General features: G+C 36.4%; 25 protein-coding genes and 1 pseudogene. 12 read left to right on the top strand and 14 right to left on the bottom strand.

Going from position 1 to position 18,156, the window contains the following annotated elements; all coding sequences use genetic code 11:
* Positions 1-192 precede the first annotated feature (192 nt).
* Positions 193-357: a YjcZ family sporulation protein gene (locus ACE1MS_RS09425; protein WP_012294171.1), complete on the top strand. Its 165-nt coding sequence runs from the start codon at positions 193-195 to the stop codon at positions 355-357.
* An 894-nt stretch (positions 358-1,251) separates the two neighbouring features.
* Here ACE1MS_RS09425 and ACE1MS_RS09420 read toward each other — a convergent pair.
* The 4 genes and pseudogenes from ACE1MS_RS09420 to ACE1MS_RS09405 all read right to left on the bottom strand — a co-directional run bounded on the left by ACE1MS_RS09420 (position 1,252) and on the right by ACE1MS_RS09405 (position 2,482).
* On the bottom strand, positions 1,252-1,449 hold the full coding sequence (locus ACE1MS_RS09420) for a hypothetical protein (RefSeq protein WP_447402859.1): 198 nt from the start codon (positions 1,447-1,449) through the stop codon (positions 1,252-1,254).
* Positions 1,450-1,458: 9 nt separating this feature from the next.
* Complete coding sequence (locus ACE1MS_RS09415; RefSeq protein ID WP_422762419.1) at positions 1,459-1,923, bottom strand: hypothetical protein; 465 nt, start codon at positions 1,921-1,923, stop codon at positions 1,459-1,461.
* A gap of 50 nt (positions 1,924-1,973) precedes the next feature.
* A pseudogene (locus tag ACE1MS_RS09410) lies at positions 1,974-2,066 on the bottom strand (HAD hydrolase-like protein); the annotation flags it as partial.
* Between the two features lie 20 nt (positions 2,067-2,086).
* Positions 2,087-2,482, bottom strand: a complete 396-nt coding sequence (locus ACE1MS_RS09405; RefSeq protein WP_031419957.1) for a pyrimidine dimer DNA glycosylase/endonuclease V — start codon at positions 2,480-2,482, stop codon at positions 2,087-2,089.
* Between the two features lie 78 nt (positions 2,483-2,560).
* On the opposite strand from ACE1MS_RS09405, the gene ACE1MS_RS09400 reads away from it, so the two are divergent.
* Positions 2,561-3,022, top strand: a complete 462-nt coding sequence (locus tag ACE1MS_RS09400) for a GNAT family N-acetyltransferase (protein WP_036161441.1) — start codon at positions 2,561-2,563, stop codon at positions 3,020-3,022.
* A gap of 370 nt (positions 3,023-3,392) precedes the next feature.
* On the opposite strand, the gene ACE1MS_RS09395 is transcribed toward ACE1MS_RS09400, so the two are convergent.
* Positions 3,393-5,165 (bottom strand): oleate hydratase, encoded by a 1,773-nt coding sequence (locus tag ACE1MS_RS09395; protein WP_012294163.1) that lies wholly within the window; start codon positions 5,163-5,165, stop codon positions 3,393-3,395.
* A 302-nt stretch (positions 5,166-5,467) separates the two neighbouring features.
* The gene (locus tag ACE1MS_RS09390) at positions 5,468-5,722 is read right to left on the bottom strand and encodes a hypothetical protein (protein ID WP_031419952.1); all 255 of its coding nucleotides are present in this window, start codon (positions 5,720-5,722) and stop codon (positions 5,468-5,470) included.
* Between the two features lie 150 nt (positions 5,723-5,872).
* Here ACE1MS_RS09390 and ACE1MS_RS09385 point away from each other — a divergent pair, with 150 nt between their 5' ends.
* From ACE1MS_RS09385 to ACE1MS_RS09375, 3 genes are all read left to right on the top strand, one after another.
* Positions 5,873-6,325: a CBO0543 family protein gene (locus ACE1MS_RS09385; RefSeq protein ID WP_031419950.1), complete on the top strand. Its 453-nt coding sequence runs from the start codon at positions 5,873-5,875 to the stop codon at positions 6,323-6,325.
* A gap of 387 nt (positions 6,326-6,712) precedes the next feature.
* Entirely contained in the window at positions 6,713-6,907 is a 195-nt protein-coding gene (locus tag ACE1MS_RS09380; RefSeq protein ID WP_031419947.1) for a hypothetical protein, read from the top strand.
* A gap of 393 nt (positions 6,908-7,300) precedes the next feature.
* Positions 7,301-7,516: a hypothetical protein gene (locus tag ACE1MS_RS09375; RefSeq protein WP_416277773.1), complete on the top strand. Its 216-nt coding sequence runs from the start codon at positions 7,301-7,303 to the stop codon at positions 7,514-7,516.
* Positions 7,517-7,977: 461 nt separating this feature from the next.
* Here ACE1MS_RS09375 and ACE1MS_RS09370 read toward each other — a convergent pair whose 3' ends face one another.
* Positions 7,978-8,406 carry a HEAT repeat domain-containing protein gene (locus ACE1MS_RS09370; RefSeq protein ID WP_012294160.1) on the bottom strand — a complete coding sequence of 143 codons (429 nt, stop codon included), beginning with the start codon at positions 8,404-8,406 and terminating at the stop codon, positions 7,978-7,980.
* Between the two features lie 217 nt (positions 8,407-8,623).
* Between ACE1MS_RS09370 and ACE1MS_RS09365 the strand changes: the two genes are divergently transcribed.
* The 5 genes from ACE1MS_RS09365 (at position 8,624) to ACE1MS_RS09345 (ending at position 11,936) form a co-directional block, all read left to right on the top strand.
* A complete protein-coding gene (locus tag ACE1MS_RS09365; protein WP_036166190.1) occupies positions 8,624-9,577 on the top strand; it encodes a bile acid:sodium symporter family protein in 954 nt (317 codons plus the stop codon).
* A gap of 185 nt (positions 9,578-9,762) precedes the next feature.
* Positions 9,763-9,951: a hypothetical protein gene (locus ACE1MS_RS09360; protein WP_031419943.1), complete on the top strand. Its 189-nt coding sequence runs from the start codon at positions 9,763-9,765 to the stop codon at positions 9,949-9,951.
* A gap of 203 nt (positions 9,952-10,154) precedes the next feature.
* Entirely contained in the window at positions 10,155-11,027 is an 873-nt protein-coding gene (locus ACE1MS_RS09355) for a DMT family transporter (protein ID WP_447402858.1), read from the top strand.
* A gap of 133 nt (positions 11,028-11,160) precedes the next feature.
* Positions 11,161-11,358 (top strand): hypothetical protein, encoded by a 198-nt coding sequence (locus ACE1MS_RS09350; RefSeq protein ID WP_227256804.1) that lies wholly within the window; start codon positions 11,161-11,163, stop codon positions 11,356-11,358.
* Between the two features lie 74 nt (positions 11,359-11,432).
* On the top strand, positions 11,433-11,936 hold the full coding sequence (locus tag ACE1MS_RS09345) for a DinB family protein (protein ID WP_012294157.1): 504 nt from the start codon (positions 11,433-11,435) through the stop codon (positions 11,934-11,936).
* A 55-nt stretch (positions 11,937-11,991) separates the two neighbouring features.
* On the opposite strand, the gene ACE1MS_RS09340 is transcribed toward ACE1MS_RS09345, so the two are convergent.
* Positions 11,992-12,795: an SDR family NAD(P)-dependent oxidoreductase gene (locus tag ACE1MS_RS09340; RefSeq protein WP_031419939.1), complete on the bottom strand. Its 804-nt coding sequence runs from the start codon at positions 12,793-12,795 to the stop codon at positions 11,992-11,994.
* A 165-nt stretch (positions 12,796-12,960) separates the two neighbouring features.
* Here ACE1MS_RS09340 and ACE1MS_RS09335 point away from each other — a divergent pair, with 165 nt between their 5' ends.
* A complete protein-coding gene (locus ACE1MS_RS09335; protein ID WP_031419938.1) occupies positions 12,961-13,161 on the top strand; it encodes a hypothetical protein in 201 nt (66 codons plus the stop codon).
* A gap of 463 nt (positions 13,162-13,624) precedes the next feature.
* On the opposite strand, the gene ACE1MS_RS09330 is transcribed toward ACE1MS_RS09335, so the two are convergent.
* The 6 genes from ACE1MS_RS09330 to ACE1MS_RS09305 form a co-directional block, all read right to left on the bottom strand.
* A complete protein-coding gene (locus ACE1MS_RS09330) occupies positions 13,625-14,176 on the bottom strand; it encodes a DUF1697 domain-containing protein (protein ID WP_012294154.1) in 552 nt (183 codons plus the stop codon).
* A 94-nt stretch (positions 14,177-14,270) separates the two neighbouring features.
* Complete coding sequence (locus tag ACE1MS_RS09325) at positions 14,271-15,308, bottom strand: threonine aldolase family protein (protein WP_036161437.1); 1,038 nt, start codon at positions 15,306-15,308, stop codon at positions 14,271-14,273.
* 342 nt (positions 15,309-15,650) lie between these two features.
* Positions 15,651-15,866, bottom strand: a complete 216-nt coding sequence (locus ACE1MS_RS09320; RefSeq protein ID WP_051563229.1) for a hypothetical protein — start codon at positions 15,864-15,866, stop codon at positions 15,651-15,653.
* A gap of 235 nt (positions 15,867-16,101) precedes the next feature.
* Positions 16,102-16,284, bottom strand: a complete 183-nt coding sequence (locus ACE1MS_RS09315) for a hypothetical protein (protein WP_230584388.1) — start codon at positions 16,282-16,284, stop codon at positions 16,102-16,104.
* Positions 16,285-16,356: 72 nt separating this feature from the next.
* Positions 16,357-16,914 carry a hypothetical protein gene (locus tag ACE1MS_RS09310; protein ID WP_031419931.1) on the bottom strand — a complete coding sequence of 186 codons (558 nt, stop codon included), beginning with the start codon at positions 16,912-16,914 and terminating at the stop codon, positions 16,357-16,359.
* A gap of 190 nt (positions 16,915-17,104) precedes the next feature.
* Positions 17,105-17,308 (bottom strand): KGG domain-containing protein, encoded by a 204-nt coding sequence (locus tag ACE1MS_RS09305; RefSeq protein ID WP_036161432.1) that lies wholly within the window; start codon positions 17,306-17,308, stop codon positions 17,105-17,107.
* A gap of 225 nt (positions 17,309-17,533) precedes the next feature.
* Here ACE1MS_RS09305 and ACE1MS_RS09300 point away from each other — a divergent pair, with 225 nt between their 5' ends.
* Positions 17,534-18,154, top strand: a complete 621-nt coding sequence (locus tag ACE1MS_RS09300; protein ID WP_012294147.1) for a hypothetical protein — start codon at positions 17,534-17,536, stop codon at positions 18,152-18,154.
* Positions 18,155-18,156: the final 2 nt, after the last annotated feature.

The following is an 18,156-nucleotide window of genomic DNA, read 5'->3' as shown; positions in this document are numbered from 1 at the left end:
CCCAATAGACAGATTCTTTATCGGAAGGAACGTACCTTTAGGGGGAGACGACCATACTTGCTGAAAGAATAGCCTCTTTTATTTCCCTCTATTTATGCTATTCTTGAAAATAAATAAGCTAGTATAGGGTAAATAACATTTCTCTATCCTCCCCTCCTACATATTATAGGTTGTAGAAAGGAGGGATCTTCAATGGGATACGGATACGGCGGAAATGTAGGTAATATGAACAGTGGCGGTTGTTATTATGGCGGCGACAATGGCGGCAGCTATAACGGTTCATCATTTGTATTAATCGTTGTTCTTTTCATTCTTTTAATTATCGTTGGCGCTAGTTTTATGAGTGGTGGATACTAATACATCCCTTTAGCACCTAGAAATATCCCTTCAATATAATGAAAGGGTCACTTAAACCAGCCTAGTGATCCTTTTACTTTTCAGAAAGGAGCGATTATTTCTGCAACATTATCAACCGAACATCTTTATGAGAGTAATAAAAGGGATCTTTGGCTCTGCATTATTAACAATGGGCCTTATGTTTATCGTTATCACAGTAGACGATAGGCAATTTCTCCAAAACGTATTATTAAGAATCATCGGTGTCAGCAGCATTTTTATAGGCATCCATTTTTTACATAGACAATTTCATCCTCATTCATACAATAAACCAGGTACTCATAAATAATGGGTACCTGGTTTATTTCTTCATATAGCCTATAATTATAAATAGATTTTTTTAAGGGTCGGTACAAGGGTCTACAAAACCAAGTTATCCAATCATATAAATAGTAATGTTAAGCGAAAGTCGTTTAACAAGGCATCTCCTGATTTGTTACTGTGGGGCACTTCCGAGGGGTGTGCCCTTCCCATTTTTCGGTCATTGAATACGAGAGATAAGAACGGTCTACTTCATTCATTTGGTTAATCGTTATTAACATTGAAAGTAAGCATAATAATATTGTCTTGCCATAACTAAAAAAAATGAACATAATCAGTTGTAAATATAGTAGGTTTTTTGTTTTTGAACGAATACATGCACTCCTAATATTATCTTGTGATTAGTGTTTAATTTATTATTGATTTTCATTGCTTTTGTTCTTTATTTCCTTCTTCGATATATAAAACTAAATCTCTTCAGATATAAATTTAAAGCCTGTGAATTTTTACTGTTCGTAAAAATTCACAGGCTTTTTAAGTAGAGATTGTTTTTTCCCAACCCCTTTTATTCTCGTTATTAATTTAATAAATATTTTACTCTCTTTTTACATCTAGTCGCCGACGAAATACTAAAGCTGCAACAGCGAATATAATGAATGCTATTGTTGAAGCAGCTGTAACCATCAGTACCACATTTCCAATTGGAGATTTGAATAACAATGCGACCGAGATGATTAAAACGGCCCCAGTTATACCCATTCCCAAAATCGAGATTGCCAAAACCTTATGCATCTATTCACCTCACAGGTAATTGAAACAAGCTACCGCTCCGGCAATACCACCGGCACCAATAACTGCATATGCACCAATACATGCAGCACAAATCGCAGCAGTCACTGGTGTCGGTGTTGCACACGAACCACCACACGCAACTGCAATAATATATGCCGCCGTAGCACCAATACCAAGTACTGCACCAAGACAACTTGCCACTGCTCCTACACCCATCGCTTCCATAACTGGCTCCTCTGCAAGCATCTCTTCATCTGTAATATATGCAAGCTCAGTATCCACAGAATTACTAAGTGATCCATCCAAATACGTCTCAACTCGGAAGTTTCCTAAATCATTCTTGGTAACCAACATTTCATTTGTTTGTAATACAGTATTATCCTCATCGAAGAATACTGTTATATTACTAGGAAGGCTATAATCCCCATGCAAAGGAACTGTAACAACCGTAACTCCACCCCCAACAGTGTACACACTCGAACCTTCCAAATCAAAAGCAGACACAGGAGCTACATTCTTTGCGTTTCCTCACGCAATGTCCTTTGCAGCGACTGTAAAATCGCTTTTTCTGTATCCAACATCGTCCCATCTACATCAAAAATAATAGCCTGTAGCATGGCCAACCCCACCTTCCCTATCAATGATTGCTATTTACAAACATACATAATTGTTGATACATGTCCTCATCATAATCTTTCTGACCGCGAATAAATTTCTCTTTTAAATTATAATAACAAATTTCAAGATATTCCCTATTATGATGTTGCTTAAAAGGTGTTTTTGCCTCGACAGGCCCTAAATCCTCAAAGTATTTATTCATTTTTTCATAGGCTCTAATTTGATAGCCACGCTTCTTCATTTCAGCAATGACCATTTCCGTATAAATAAACAAGTCGTCTTTAGGATATTCATAAATATAATTAATGAGTATATGCTTATCTTCCTTGGCAAATATACTGTTTAATTCTCGCCATTGTGAAAGTAGCTGCCCTTTTGGTAGGAAGCCTATTACATCCACATGCCATAATCTCATGCTCTCTCCCCTTTCTATTATTCATCCAATCATGTAAAATATTCCATATTAGTAAAACATAAATGGAGGTATAGGACGATGGAAATAAAAATTGCCACACTTGATGCCATTCCACAGATCGAGGTGTTATACCAAGAGCTCTTTTTAGAAATGTCTATTCTACAACCTAAATATATCAGACCTGCTAAACAAGATGTTAATTTTATTCGATATACCATTATCGAGGATGATTCGGATATTTTAATCGCTGAAAAAGATCATGAAATCCTAGGATTTTTATTAATAAAGGAGATGACGACTCCTCGCTATACATGCATGGTCGAATACACTTACGCCTTTATTATTGATGTCATTGTTGGAAAGCGATACCAAAGTAAAGGAATCGGGTCTGCCTTACTGTTAGAAGCGAAGAAATGGGCTGATACTCGCAAATTAAATTACTTGGAGTTGAACGTTCTGTCTGGAAATAAAGGAGCTATAGCCTTATATGAAAAACTTGGGTTTAAGGATATAAACCATACGATGCGCTTTGAATTATAGTATAGTTTCTCCCTCGCTATAGAGCAATTTTATAAAAATGTTTGCGCTCCAATCTTCAAATGAATAGCATCAAAAAGTCGCCTATATAGGGGCGACTTTTTGATGTTTATTTCGTTTTATGGCAGCGACTCATACATATTTTCGCTCAAAGAACCTATTACCCATTGATTATTTCTTCGTTAATAAAATCTGCTGAGAAACGTAATTCGATTGATTCGGTATCCGCTCGCTACGATAGACTAAATTTAATAGTTTCATTACATTCCGTTCATTCTTTCTAGGATGAAGATTTATGTTCGTCATAAAAATAGACAAAGTCCCTTTAAGGGCTTTGTCTATTGAGTAAGCTGATTCCGCTAATTACCCATGTCTATATTAATTTACTTTCTTTCAATAAGTCATAAATAATCGTATCTTTTGTTTTGTGAATACCTAATTTACCAATTTGTTTTAAGATAAATGGGGCATCAATATCTGTTAATTGTTTGCCATCTAATAAGCGAGCAGTTGAAGCTAATAAAGTCCGAACATCAAAAGAAGATGCAAATACTTCTGGAACTCCACGATCAATATTTAATAGTTGATAGACTGCCTCCATCGCAGTTCTTACTGAATATTCAGTTGTAAAAACTGTATCTCTTGCTGTTTCACTAAAGTTACCAATGAAGGCTAAATTAGCAGAGCCTTCTGGTACGACTAGTGGACGATCCCCCATGGCTCTTGGCATGAAATAAGAGGTGATATAAGGCATATAGCACGGAATAGTATTACAAGAATTTTGGGCGATGTCAGGAATTTCATCAACCGGTACACCCATATGGTATAACCACTCTTGTGCTATCTCAATACCAGTACATTCCGTAATACTTTTTTTAATAAAATCACCTGGTTTATTTGATAGTAAACCATAAATCCAAACGACTAATTGGTCTTTTGGTTGTTGTTTAAAGTGAGGTTGTCGGTTTAACGTATAGCTTAGCATCCAATTAGAATCTGTAGCTGTGACAATGCCTCCAGTCACTACTTTACCTGCATAAGGGTCCCTTTTACTAATTTTCTCAATATAGGGAGCCACACGATCATCTAATGTCGTTAGAGTGGCGGAAACAAACCAGCTTTCTTCTGGAAGATGATCACAGAACTTTTCTGGTCGTCCAAAGTCTGTATCTTGGGCAGCCATGTTTTTCCACAGTGACCAGCTTCCACCTAAATCTTTATTGATAGGGGCTGGTGTATAGTTATCTCCGTATGTTGTACTCTCCGTGATACTACCATTTGTCACAAACACCAATTCATTTTCTGTTAGCTCAATATTCTTTTTCACGCCATTTTTTCTTAAAACTAACGTATGAGCTACTTTTTTGTCGCCCACTTTATCGACCAAAACATTCTCTACTACCGTATTATATTGAAAATCAACATCATGGCTTTCTAAATATTTTATCATCGGTAATACTAATGATTCATATTGGTTATATTTCGTAAATTTCAATGCTGATAGGTCTGGTAGTCCACCAATGTGGTGAATGAAACGCATAATATAACGGCGCATTTCCATAGCTGAATGCCATTTTTCAAATGCAAACATCGTAGACCAATATAGCCAAAAGTTCGATTCAAAAAATTCTTCAGAGAAAACATCTGTGATTTTTTTATCCTCTAGCTTTTCCTCAGGCGTAAAGAATAATTTAATCATTTCCTCAGATGACTGATCCGATAAGGTAAACTTGCCATCATCTTCAAGTCTTTGACCTCTATTTTTTATTAATCGGCATTTTGAATAATTGGGGTCTTCTTTGTTTAACCAATAAAATTCATCTAAAACAGAAGCATTGTCTACCTCTAATGAAGGAATGGAACGGAATAAATCCCATAAGCATTCAAAATGGTCCTCCATTTCTCGACCACCGCGAATAATAAACCCTCTCGTCGGATTAAGTATGCCATCCAGACTACCTCCTGAAATATCTAACTCTTCAAGAATATGAATGTTCTCACCTTTCATTTGGCCATCCCGAATTAAAAAACATGCTGCTGACAGCGAGGCTAGACCCGAACCAATTAGATAAGCAGATTTTTCATCTACCCCCTCAGGTTTTTTAGGACGTGCGAAAGCTTCATAGTTACCATTGCTGTAATACATATTAACGCCTCCCTATTTATTATTCCAATATAGAATAACACGTATTTCCACAGAAATGGTAAAACGAGCGAATGATTAACAAAATATTCAAATTTAAAAGAAAGCACGCCATTAGAAGTCCCCTATAATTGGACATAACAATCATTTGTATTTTTATAAGTGGATGATGAGGTATAAAAAATCACGATCCGCACCTAGCTCAATGCCTTAAAAAGGAAAATTAAATACAATAATTGGATGTATAAATTGCATAAATATTATACCGAAAAATCATTCATCACATAAATTTTGATTCTCCATAGCTAAACCTTTCTTTTTTGTTTCCCTAATTTTTCATTACCTCTTTTAAAATTGCCCGTCATTTTCGCTAATAATAATTGAACTTCTATTGTCTGTTGTTCCGCTTCATGGATTTTTGCTAAAAGACGCTCTGCCTCGTTTTCCTTAACCACTTTAATTTGTTTCCCCTCGTAATAAATAGCGACAGTCCCTTTTTTCGTAATTTCATACGTAAATGGCTCCTCGCTTAATCGATTACGTTTATCAATTCCACTCACTTTATTCAACTCCCGTCCTCATTATTGTCCACATCAATTAAAATATTTTTGACGTATTGTTATATTCCACATCACCAACATCTGTATGTTTCTACGGTTCTGCAGTAATACTAATAAAGATTAGATTAGTTAGTAATGAAAGGGTAAAAGATGATTTTACATTTATTTTTAGTTTTTCTCATTCCTTGGGTGATTTGTCTCATGCATCTATACAAAAAAGAAAAAATATTGCTTTTTTTAGTGGCTCCATTTTTTAGTGTCGTTGCTTATCTCATGAATGCTCTCGGCTTTTATTTCGATTTTTGGGAGGTGCTACCTTTTCCCGAACAAAAAAGTTTCGCTTCACTACCTTTTGATGTTGGCATATACCCTGTCTTATCCTGCTACTGTATCTATTTCATAAAAAAAACGAACAAACCTTTTTTGGTTCTATTTTTAATGACTTTGCTCACCACTTTTTTAGAAGGGATATTTGTTTTCTTTGAAAGGGTCATCTACCAAAACGGATGGAATATTTATTTTACCTTTTTCTCCTATTTGCTCCCTTATTTATGTTTGTATGGGTATTATAGATTTTTACTGAAAATACGCGTCCTCCGATAACTATTTTTTTGCTAAAAAAATAATTTTTCTTCAATATAGTTTTAATTTCTACTGAAGAGGCCATCAACTAGATATACGAAGTGAACTCATCATATATATAGTAATAGTTAAGCTAAACTAGTTTAACAACCTCCTGATTTGTTACTTAGGGTCACTTCTAACCAAAGTGACCCTTCATATGTTTTACATGACTTACATAAGTTATTAGGAAGGTTTAGTAAACATAAATTTTATAATATATTGAAACTATTCAATGATTAGTATGCTAAATATGGGCATCCTTATCTTTGGATCAATAGCAATTATCGTTACCCACTTCTAGTCTTTTAGGTACTTAGCAACATTATAGATTGATGATAAGTACATTATTTTAAAAGGAGGAAGGAAATGTCAAAAATACCCATTTATATAAAATTGCTCATTGGGATTGGGATGATTATTATACTAACCTCACTGTTTCTGTTAAAGGATCATCCCTATTATGTCTGGCTAAGATGGACAGGTAATATTTTATTGATCGTCGGTATTGTACGGATTCCTTTTTCGAAGGAAACTGATAAAAGACAAGTCAAAATTCGATAAATCCCTTGGACTTGAGGGTAATTTCAGCCCCCACGAACAGCCCCTTTCATTTTGAAGGGGCTGTTTTACTATAATGGAGACAAATATCAAATAATCAATAAAGAAACTATGAAATGATGCAAGTGAGACAAGCAAATTGATCAATAAAGTTTGATTAAAAATCCTTTGTTGATGTGCAGAATCTATTCATCTACAATCAGGTCAGATTGAAAGAAAAGATTCCAAACATAGCTTTTGGAACTTTAAGTTTCAGCATGTGATTATCTATTATTTTCACAGGGTATTTTAAATACTAAATTGCACTTGAATGATCACAAGGTTTATTGTTTTCCTTGTAGAATCTAATTACTATAATAAATTGGAGTGACTTTCAATTATAAAGGGCGTGTAAAAATGGACCTATTACTTTGGATAACTATTGGCTTCATAATAATTGGATTTATTGTTCTCACTTCCATGAAAAAAGGGATGGAAAGTAAGGTTGCTTTTATAAACGAGGAAAATTCATTCAAAGCTAAATCCGTAATTTGGTGGATATGGAGTTCCACTGCTTGGGGGATAGTGAGTATGTTTCTTGTTATTTGGTGTTTTCATCATTATTGTGGATAACTAATGTTTTGTATTCATTTTCTGATGTATTACTGCAATGACTATTCTTGATTAATAAATACTTTATAAATTATAAATTCAATAAACGTTCCCACACGAAAGCTTGGAAACACACTAAAAGGCAGGAATGTTGCTAAGTCAATGTTGGTGCTCTTTTAGCTATATATACATAGCTACGATAGGACTTTTCGAGATTCTTCAACGTGTGTTATCTGAATAAAAACCTGTAGTTAGCATACCAGCATTTTTTTATCATTCCTCTACGACACCTGATGCTTTCCTTATTTCGGAAAAGCGCCGGTTAATTAAAGATCGTTATGTATAGTATGCGTCGTTCCCTGATGCAAAGTAAAAAAGTAATACATTTTATTATTTGTTGAACCGCAGCTTTAGCTAAGAAAAAGCCATTCTCTCCACAATGGGAGAGAATAACTTTCCTTCATAAATCGGTATACAATTGATTACAGTTTTGCCCAACGTTCCTCTAACCAGTTCATAAATTGTACACCTTTGTCGCCTTCATACGCATCAAAGACATCTAAACGCATACGTTTTAGTTTATCTGCAAAGTCTGCCACTGTATGGTCCTTCGGCAAGCTTTTTTTAACCCGCAGGAAAATTTTGTCTGTTCCCTTGATAATATCAAAACGTGCAGGTGATGGTTTCTCTACGTCCTCGCCAAGCGCCACAAGTGCTTCATAGGCTGCTACCTGCACCTTGTAGACAGTATCATGCTGCATACGATTTAATAATAAATCTATGATTTTGTCATGTTGATAAGCCGATAACTTTTCGACTGCGTCTAAACGCTCTCGCCAGCTAGATGTATAATTGGCCTGTTTTTTTAATGTTTCATACTGCTCAGGTAATGCTGTTTCAAACTGTTTCAAGTAATTGCACCTCTTTTTTTAACTAGAGGAAAAATAAATTCTTTTTCTTCTGCTTCACTTATTATACGTTGTCTTGGTGAAAATAGCGATAAATCACTGGTAAGCCTATTAGACCGGATGCTATCGAACCTTCTGCTTTTTTATTTGCCTATCCCCCTATTCTTCCTGTTATTATTATAATTAAGGTATAAAATCAGATGAAAAAGAAGGTCTTTTGATGTTAGAAAAATTAAATGTATTTCTCCAAAAATACATTGCCATCTTGACACCATTAAGTTTAATTTTAGGTGTATTAGTTGAAAGCTGGGGACAAAATTTATTATTCCTCGTGTCCTGGCTATTTGCATTCATGACATTCTCAGGAAGCTTACATATGAAATTTAAAGATGTAAAAATCTTTATGAAGCATCCAGGACTTATTATCTTCTCCATTATTTTTCTTCACCTATTCATGCCGTTATGGGCGTATTTCTTATCCACTGTGATCTTTGACGACCATTTATTAACTGTCGGCTTTGTTTTAGCGGTTGCACTTCCAACAGGGGTTACAAGTGTTATCTGGATCAATATTTGCAAAGGAAACTTACCATTAGGCTTATCCATAATTTTAATCGATACGCTACTTTCTCCATTCATTCTCCCTTTCATTCTCTTCTTTGTGTCGGGTGAAAAAATTGAATTAGACGTTCTATCGCTTGTATTTAACTTAGTTTTAATGATTGTCTTGCCGACGATTGTCGGTATATTGGTGAATGAATGGTCAAAGGGAGAAATACCCAAGAAAATTGGAAAGAAGCTTGCACCTTTTTCAAAGCTATGTTTATTTACTGTCATTTTAATTAATAGCAGTGCGATCGCTCCATACTTGAAGGATTTTAATCTACACCTATTGTTCGTGATATTATTAGTGTTTTTAATTGCTGTATCCGGCTATGTTTTCGCCTTTTACATAGGTCGCTATTTGCTAAAAGACTATTCACATATGGCTACCTTTGTTTATACTGGCGGTATGAGAAATATTGCCGTTGGGGTCATTGTTGCTACTACATACTTCCCGGGTAAAGTAGCAATGCCTGTCGTGTTTGGCATGTTATTTCAGCAAGTGCTTGCATCAATTTTTAGTAAACTGGTGATAAAAAGAACCACTTTGATGGATGAAGTTTCAAATTAGGTGGTGTTTTCATGAAAAAGGACATGATTACAGTTATTTCTGTTTATGGAGTAGGAGCTATTTTAGTTTTATTGGTGTCCCTCCTCTTTTATAGGTTTTTTTAGGCTGACTATTCCCTAAAAGAGCAAAAAAGAAGTGGCATGTATCAAGCTTCGTTCGCCAATCTAATTTTCAGGGGGGATGTGATGACTGTTAAGAGTAGGATTTTCATCTGTTTAGTTAGCGGCTTAGCATTATTTTTAGTAGGAGCCTATAAAATCTTTACCAATCACTTGGAAGCTATGTCCCAGCTTGTAGCTTATATGTTCTTCGTTTGTGGATTTATAGGCTTTGTTTTTAGTAGTGTATCGTTGTTTAGAACAGCTCGAAACTAGTATTGCTATTCAATCTGAATCGCCTTGCTGAAATCAATGACGTTTCCCTTGTACTTATAAAAATATATGAATAGGATGGTGTGATCTAAATGATGTATGCTCCATTGTTTGAACAGGACGTTCCAGCACTTCTTCTTCCTTAACGGTAGAAGCGCTTTTTCTCCGTTAAGGACATAGGTATCTATGAAAACGGAGGAAAAAACATGAGAATTAAAATTATCGGTGCCCTCTTTTTATCGCTTGCGGCGAGCATTTGGGGCGCTATGTATGTAGTTGTTAAAGTAGTGGTGGAAGTCGTGCCCCCATTGGAGCTTGTTTGGATTCGTTATTTGATTGCCGTATTAGCGCTTGGTTTAATTGGCATTATGATGAAGCAATCTTGGAAAATCGCCAAAAAAGATAGGCTCCTTATTTTTGTTGTCGGCCTCATTGGGAATACAATTTCGATAGTTACCCAAGAAATGGGCACTATGCTTTCCACTGCTCAAATGGGTGCGATTATTACGGCTACAACACCTGCTTTTATGGTGGTCTTTGCTCGTGTCATATTGAAGGAAAACATAACGCCGAAAAAAGGATTGTCCATTATTCTTGCCACAATTGGCGTTGGTGTTATTGTTGGCCATGGCGGAATTAATTTAACCCAACAATTAGGTGGACTCTACTTATTGGTTGCTGCATTGACATGGGCATTAATGTCAGTACTAGTAAAAAAGGTTCCAAGTCATTACTCTCAAATTGTTGTAACAACCTACTCTTCTTTGATTGCCGTCATACTACTAACGCCTTTTGTCATTCCAAGGCTAAAAGATTTGAATTTATCCGTTGTTTTACAGCCTACAATTTCAGGCGGCTTGTTATACTTAGGTATTGTTTCAACTGCTGGAGGTTTTTTATTGTGGAATAAAGGGCTTCAACTAATGAATGCTTCTAGTGGGGGCTTATTTTTCTTCCTTCAGCCCGTTGTAGGCACAATTTTAGGCTGGCTTCTTTTAGGTGAAGCGATTGGTCTTTCGTTTTGGTTGGGCTCCCTATTTATTTTTAGTGGAGTATTTATGGTCATTCGCGAAGAGTAACAGTATGTGCGTTTCTATCTTGTATAGAGGCGCGCTTTTTTCTTAAACCAGCTACTGGCGGATATCACGTATTTTGTTGTCATGTTCATACAGCTCGGCTCATATATTGCAACAGCCTAAAGGAGATGATGATTTGATTACCTTATTAGATTCCTTAAAGGAGCTATCCTTTATACTCATACTTATTTCTACTATGGTGTATCGTCGACATCTTAAATTAACGAGATGGAAAAGAAAACTAACGATGGGTGAATGGATAATGTATATCGTTACGTCCACTGCCCTTCCTGTTTATGCCGTACTTTATATGGTTTTTCTTTTGGGAACTTAATTTGTGGAAAATAATCCTATTCACTATTAATAAATATATAATTGAATGGAAGATTTCATTTTAGGAGGTTTTTTATGTTTCAAACAGTAGAGCATTTTTTACAATCCTGGACATTTGAGGCCACTGCTACGCAAAAACTATTACAACAGCTTACTGATGAATCGCTTCATCAAGCCATTACTGCTGAACATTGGACTTTAGGACGTATAGCGTGGCATACGGTCACAGCCATTCGAATTATTTCTGCGAATACCCATCTAACATTCGAGGCACCAGCAGAGGATTTTCCTGTTCCTACTTCAGCACAATTGATTGCAGATAGCTATTACCAAGCGAGTAATGCCTTTATGGAAGCTTTAAAAACACAATGGACAGACAAGACCATGAATGAAACAATTGAATTTATTGGTCAAACCATCCCTAACGGCTCCCTCTTATTATTTTTATTGCAACATCAAAGTCATCATCGTGGACAAATGACTGTGCTAATGCGTCAAGCAGGCTTACCTGTTCCAGGCATTTATGGTCCAGCCAAAGAGGAATGGGCACAGTTCGGGTTACAAGCTCCCAACATGTAAATCAAACAATTAAATCGAGGTTGCCTATTAAGGGACAACCTCTTTTATGGAGAACTTAGTTAAGAGTAGCTAACCCGTTATTCGTGTCTGCAATGGTTGGGTTTGCTAAATAATGCCCACCTTCAATTTGCAATGTTTGACCTGTCATAAATTTCGATTCGTCAGAGGCTAAAAATACCACTGCATGACCAATATCATCTGCTTCACCATGATACGGTAGAGCATTAAATTTAGAATAGATTGCTAGCATTTCTTCTGGCATATTATTTTTCGCTGCTGGTGTTAAAATGAGACCTGGTGCGACCGCATTACAGCGAATTTTATCTTTACCATATTGTGTGGCAATGTTCTTCGTCAGATTGACCACGCCTGCTTTTGTAGCCCCATAAGCTGTACGGATTTGATCACTAGCGAATGCGGCCATGGAAGCTGTGTTAATAATAGAACCCCCTCCTGCCTTTTGCATATGTGGAATCGCAAAACGGCTACCGAGTAAAATGGATTTTAAGTTCACATTGACTAAACGATCCCATTCATCTAAGTCTATATTGACAACATCTAAATCCTTCTGCAAGTTCGTTAGACCCACATTATTAAATAGTACTGTGAATGTGCCGTATTGTTCCACCGTGAAGTTCACCGCTGCCTCTATAGAAGAGGCATCTCCTGCATCAAGGAAAATAGCTGAAGCTTCGTATCCTTCTTTCACTAAAGAACTGGCCGCTTCTTTAGCACCCTCTACATTGAAATCGGCAATAACAACTTTTGCGCCTTCCTGTGCTAATAAGGTCGCTGCTGATAAACCAATCCCTGATGCGCCACCTGTTACTAATGCTACTTTATTTTGTACACGATTCATTTACAATTCCTCCTTATAACTAAAAAGAGCAACCAACTCTTTCTTCCTGAAAGGTAGTTTAACATTAAACTATTTATTTTTAAACTAAAAAGACTAGCTTATCGATTACCTACGCTCTCTTTTTTTATGTTAAAATTTACATATATTACATAAAGAGGTGTTCATATGGCAAGCAATAAATTGAATTGTAAAGCATGTGGAAACGATGCCTTTGCTTCAGGACAAATTGGCAGTTTCACAAGTGAAGGAAATATACGGCCGATGGGCTCCATTATGGCTACTGGATCTCCCCTCATCTTAACGTTTTGTACAAAATGTGGGGAAGCTTCATCCATCAAAGTGGCTAAGCCGGAGAAATTTAAATAAGGCGCATGGGTATTGTCAAGACAAACGTCGATGTACTGGCTTGAGCTATCGTTTTCTTTTTCAGCTCATCCGTTGACAGTGCGTGTTTTTTCAAGTCACCAACTACTAGAAAGTGCAATGTTCAAGGGTTAATTTAGTGTGACCATACACCTAATTCCTACCCTTCTATACAAGAACTAAATAATTATGCTATAATACATAGGAAAACCTCAAAGGGTCAACCAATTCTTGGCTGTAGCGAATAATCTCGCTACAGCCCTTTTTATTATCTATTTAAAAAAACGAAAGCATCCTTAGTTGCTCCCGTTTTTATGCTTCCCCTATTATTTTTCTTCCCCATTGATACAGTTTTTTCGCCCAATTCCACATCAAAATAAAGAGATAGATGATGAGCATTTTTGATGAATCGTTTTTACAATGAAATAACTAATAGGTTAAATGAGTAAACTTAATGGAGCTCGCGTCATGAATCAAACATGGTTGTAAGCTTCATGATAGTTTTCCAATTACGAACCGTTGCGGGCACCTCGAGCTTGGGCAATTGTTGACTAAGCTTAGCGTTGCGAATGCTATTGTAAAATAAAAGATAAACCTCTCTGCCGATGATGACACAACGCTCTTGCTCATTCACATATGATAAATATTTATTACTATTTTCTTCCGTAGGGGCAGCAGGTAATAAGGCGACATGAAGGCATTCCCCTATTGCCGCGGCACTAGCGTCAGCCATGTCTTGCTGAGAAAATGGGCAATTGTTGACGATATGCTGAAGTTCCTCAGCGGTTCTAATGATGACTGTACTTGTAATATCAAAGTTTATTTGGATTGTTTCATGAATTATCTTCTGCAAAACTTCCTCTGATTCGGTGGATTCAAAAAGAATATTCCCGCTTTGTATATAGGTACGAATATTTTGCAATCCAAGTGGTATAAGAGCTTCCCTTAAGTCAGCCATTTTTATTTTATTATGTCCACCTACATTAATGCCTCTCAGTAATGCTACGTAGTTAATCATACACCCCCACCTTTCTTCCTAATTGCATTATAGCAATATTTAGGGAATAATAGGAAAAAAACTGCACTCGGGAAGTCCAAGTGCAGTTGAATAATTATGCTAGTCGCTCGATGTCCTTTATTAAACGCTCCACATTTTCTTTTTTTGTCGCCCAGCTTGTGCAAAAACGAACAACCGTATGGGTATCATCGAAGGGTTCCCAAACAGAGAAGGAGTATTTTTCGCCTAATTTCTTAAGTAAATCGTTCGGCAAAATGGGGAATTGCTGATTGGTTTTTGAATTATAGCGTAAGGCGAATCCTTTTTGGATAAACGCCTGCTGAATGAGCATTGCCATCTCTACCGCATGATGGGCAATATCCAAATAAAGATGATTCTCCAATAATGTTTCAAATTGAAGACCTAGTAATCTGCCTTTTGCGAGTAGCCCACCTCTTTGTTTGATCATATAGCGAAAATCTCGTTGGTAAGCTGGATTCACAATTACGACCGCTTCGCCAAATAAGGCGCCCATTTTTGTTCCACCTATATAAAATACATCGCAAAGCTGAGCAATATCTTTTAACGATAAATCATTACCGTCTGCTACTAAACCATAGCCTAAACGAGCACCGTCTAGAAACAATGGCAATCCACAATCCCGGCAAACTTTACTTATTGCACTTAGCTCTGCTTTACTATATGTTGTTCCATTTTCTGTTGGATGAGATATGTACACTAAGCCTGGCTGTACCATATGTTCATGTGTGCTGTCTTGCCAGTGGGCGTCATAGCATGCCTTTACCTGTGCGGCCGTTATTTTACCATCATCGCTAGGCAAAGTGAGCACTTTATGACCGGTCGCTTCAATTGCCCCTGTCTCATGGACAGCAATATGGCCTGTAGTTGCCGCAATGACTCCTTGATGAGGACGTAGGATGGAGGCGATGACAGTTGTATTCGTTTGCGTGCCACCAACTAAAAAGTGAACGTCTGCCTGCTCAGCCGCTATCTCTTTTTTGACATAGGCTTTAGCTCTTTCCGAATGCTCGTCCATCCCATAACCTGGAGATTGCTCCTCATTGGTTTCCACTAATTTTTGCAAAATTTGTGGATGGGCACCTTCTGCATAATCATTTTCAAATCGTATCATATCTTTTCCCTCCAATTTCTCTCTGTATCTATAGCTTATTTTACAACCTTAGGATGGTAATAATCTATGGTTAGTTGGTGGTCTAAAGGACTTATTCGCTATTACAAGGAACGCTTCGGGCTGAGATACTAATTATAGGAATGATTATCATTTTAAAAATCATTCTCTCCCCCCTTTAAAGGAGGCTTTATTTCATTGTTATAAATCTAGTATGTCATCTGTAAATCATACTTTTAGCCATAATTTCTATTTACGATGAAAAAACTACAATCTTTCTATAAATTTGCCTAATGATAAATAATAATCATTAGGCTTTCTTACTAAATTAGATTTCCTCATTGCTCAATCTCCTGAAGGACCACATGACGAATCACTAGTTGTTGAGCTATCAGCACAATGATGGTTCTCGTGAGTAGTAGTATGCAAATGATGACCATTCCAATCGTTTGTTGAATGTAAATCATGTATCTCCTCATTGGATTGATTAGATTTTTGGCTAAAGCTACTAAGGATACTGACGACTATGATGATGCCAATAAACATAATAAAAAATTCCACTATTTCCATCCCTCCTCTTTCATTATGTATGATTATAGCATGCAAAAAATGGAATCTGTTCTCTTTATACCCATAGTTTTTATATAAATCTGGTAATTGATAGGAATGGATGTTAATTTGGTATCTGTTTATGCATTGTATGTACGGATTCAAACCATCTTCTCTACTTTAGTCTACTCATAGGTGAAATTACGGACAAAATAATACCACAATCGTATGGATTGTGGTGTGTGAATTATGATTGAGATTTACATGATGATGATTCATTCGCACGATTCGTATCGTTTGAATTTTTCTTTTGTTCTTTTGTTAAAGAATTATCTTCACGCACATCTAAATCATCTGGACTTAAATCTGTCGCTAATTCCGCCAACTCTGACTGACGTTTATATTGCTTGCCCTTTGTCAAAATGATCACCTCCAAGTAGTATTACATTGCCCTAATTGGTTCGATCTCATTCTTGGAAAGGTATGAAATAATCATTTCTAGCTATGCTAATTGAGGTACAAGCTGGTTCAAAAGATGGTGATATGCTTGTAAATCTTGGTCATATAATTTTTTATAGGTCGCTAGGCTATAATGCTTTATATAATCAAAATCCTCATCACTTACTAAGTGATGTTTATGATTGAGAGCCCAAGCATTTTCCCATGCAGTTTGCTCAAATTGAATATTCATATGATGTTCTTCCAGCAACATAGATAACAGATGCTCATGAAGATAAATTTCCTGTAAGCTATGTTGTTTTTTCATTGTAAAAATTTCAATGGTACGCGGAAGCGATGATTGTAATGCTTCACGATCCACCGCATGACCCAGCTCATGTAAGGTCATTGTTTTTACATACACTTCAAGTGAAGGTGGATGTGGCAGCTCATTCTTTGCCTCGATTAATCGCTCGGCATCAAAGCCTACATAATGCCCAATAAAGTTATAGCTCATATTAATTCCTGAATGGTCCTGCTTTATAGTCATCCGCATGCCAACAGCCTGCACAACGGAGTTGATGATATCATATAGTTCTTTTTCATTATGTTGTTTTGTCATGATCCGTCCTCATTTCCTCTGCAAACAATCTCATGTAACTATAATGGAAACGGATTAAATATATACTACAATTCATATAAATTCAACAAATAAATCCTGTAGATCTTGAGGAAATGCTCCACAAAAAAGGCGCTTGTAGTAAAAACTACAAACGCCCCGTGTGTGAAGGGTCTTATCTTATTTAAAGGGATTAGTTATTATTGTTAGTTCTTCGATTTTGGTTAGTGTTATTACTACGCTGTTTGCTGCGAGCCTCGCCGCCTTTACGTCCTATTTCTTCATAAAAATCACGATCATGATTTCTGGAGGTAGCTTCTCCGCCTTTACGTCCCGCTTCTTCGACAGTCATGTTTTCATTGTTGTTTCTGTTGCGATTGTTTTGCTTGTTAGCCATTTTCTATTCCTCCTAATTTTTTTTGAGCTATTGACTAGCTCGCTATTTATATTCCCAGCTACATCCTATCTAAACATCCTTTTTTCAAAAAATTGATTTTTCTATAGTAGTAGAACCTTGCCATTCCAGCTCTCTTCAGTCTTCGAGCAATCATATAAATTTACTCGTACCAATATAATACTAATCTATAACATTGTAATTTTATGAAGGAAGGGTGATGTGAAAATGACAATTTTGACAAAGCCATCAATTGGCTTAACACAATTTACGGACTTCACGATGAAGGGAAGTGCCGCCAAGACGAAATTTGTGAAAGATATTAAATATCAGGGCGATTATCATCCAATTAAGGATTATTGGAAAGCATTACGCGAAGGGTTAAAAAAATACCATGAACATCATTTTAATGACTCCTACCTTCTCGATCTTGTAGACAATGCCCTCCCTGCTCGTCAGAAAAATTATCAAGAAGCTATAAAAGCCTATTTAAAATTTTTTAAAAACAAAAATGTGCAATGGTTTGAACCCGGTAAATCTAATTGGGTTTGTGATGACTTAATCGTCCGTTCAAATCCAGAGCTTGGTTTAATCGTTGATGACATCCCCTACCTTATAAAACTATATTTCAAAGGAAAAAATGAACGCATTGATAAACATAAATGTCGATCTGCCCTTACCCTCCTAAAGGATTCTCACTACTCCGTTGAACATCCTGCTTCTGTTAAACATGCCATTTTAAATGTTCAAAAAGGTCGCTTAATTACAGAGGATGAATCGACCGAGTATCACCAACTAGCCCTTGAAGCGGATGCTGCACAATTTATGTTTATTTGGAATAGGCTTTAATC

Source organism: Lysinibacillus sp. fkY74-1, from assembly GCF_053165895.1.
The sequence above is the reverse complement of the archived record's forward strand: the minus strand, read 5'-3'. Positions and strand labels throughout refer to the sequence as shown.

Excerpts from the sequence above, each read along its gene's own strand:
- ACE1MS_RS09385 (WP_031419950.1), top strand. The coding sequence starts at position 5,873 with ATGATTTTACATTTATTTTTAGTTTTTCTCATTCCTTGGGTGATTTGT.
- ACE1MS_RS09300 (WP_012294147.1), top strand. The coding sequence starts at position 17,534 with ATGACAATTTTGACAAAGCCATCAATTGGCTTAACACAATTTACGGAC.
- ACE1MS_RS09405 (WP_031419957.1), bottom strand. The coding sequence starts at position 2,482 with ATGAGATTATGGCATGTGGATGTAATAGGCTTCCTACCAAAAGGGCAG.
- ACE1MS_RS09400 (WP_036161441.1), top strand. The coding sequence starts at position 2,561 with ATGGAAATAAAAATTGCCACACTTGATGCCATTCCACAGATCGAGGTG.
- ACE1MS_RS09395 (WP_012294163.1), bottom strand. The coding sequence starts at position 5,165 with ATGTATTACAGCAATGGTAACTATGAAGCTTTCGCACGTCCTAAAAAA.
- ACE1MS_RS09355 (WP_447402858.1), top strand. The coding sequence starts at position 10,155 with ATGAGAATTAAAATTATCGGTGCCCTCTTTTTATCGCTTGCGGCGAGC.
- ACE1MS_RS09375 (WP_416277773.1), top strand. The coding sequence starts at position 7,301 with ATGGACCTATTACTTTGGATAACTATTGGCTTCATAATAATTGGATTT.
- ACE1MS_RS09310 (WP_031419931.1), bottom strand. The coding sequence starts at position 16,914 with ATGACAAAACAACATAATGAAAAAGAACTATATGATATCATCAACTCC.
- ACE1MS_RS09365 (WP_036166190.1), top strand. The coding sequence starts at position 8,624 with ATGTTAGAAAAATTAAATGTATTTCTCCAAAAATACATTGCCATCTTG.
- ACE1MS_RS09335 (WP_031419938.1), top strand. The coding sequence starts at position 12,961 with ATGGCAAGCAATAAATTGAATTGTAAAGCATGTGGAAACGATGCCTTT.
- ACE1MS_RS09425 (WP_012294171.1), top strand. The coding sequence starts at position 193 with ATGGGATACGGATACGGCGGAAATGTAGGTAATATGAACAGTGGCGGT.
- ACE1MS_RS09345 (WP_012294157.1), top strand. The coding sequence starts at position 11,433 with ATGTTTCAAACAGTAGAGCATTTTTTACAATCCTGGACATTTGAGGCC.
- ACE1MS_RS09305 (WP_036161432.1), bottom strand. The coding sequence starts at position 17,308 with ATGGCTAACAAGCAAAACAATCGCAACAGAAACAACAATGAAAACATG.
- ACE1MS_RS09330 (WP_012294154.1), bottom strand. The coding sequence starts at position 14,176 with ATGATTAACTACGTAGCATTACTGAGAGGCATTAATGTAGGTGGACAT.
- ACE1MS_RS09340 (WP_031419939.1), bottom strand. The coding sequence starts at position 12,795 with ATGAATCGTGTACAAAATAAAGTAGCATTAGTAACAGGTGGCGCATCA.
- ACE1MS_RS09360 (WP_031419943.1), top strand. The coding sequence starts at position 9,763 with ATGACTGTTAAGAGTAGGATTTTCATCTGTTTAGTTAGCGGCTTAGCA.
- ACE1MS_RS09325 (WP_036161437.1), bottom strand. The coding sequence starts at position 15,308 with ATGATACGATTTGAAAATGATTATGCAGAAGGTGCCCATCCACAAATT.
- ACE1MS_RS09420 (WP_447402859.1), bottom strand. The coding sequence starts at position 1,449 with ATGCATAAGGTTTTGGCAATCTCGATTTTGGGAATGGGTATAACTGGG.
- ACE1MS_RS09380 (WP_031419947.1), top strand. The coding sequence starts at position 6,713 with ATGTCAAAAATACCCATTTATATAAAATTGCTCATTGGGATTGGGATG.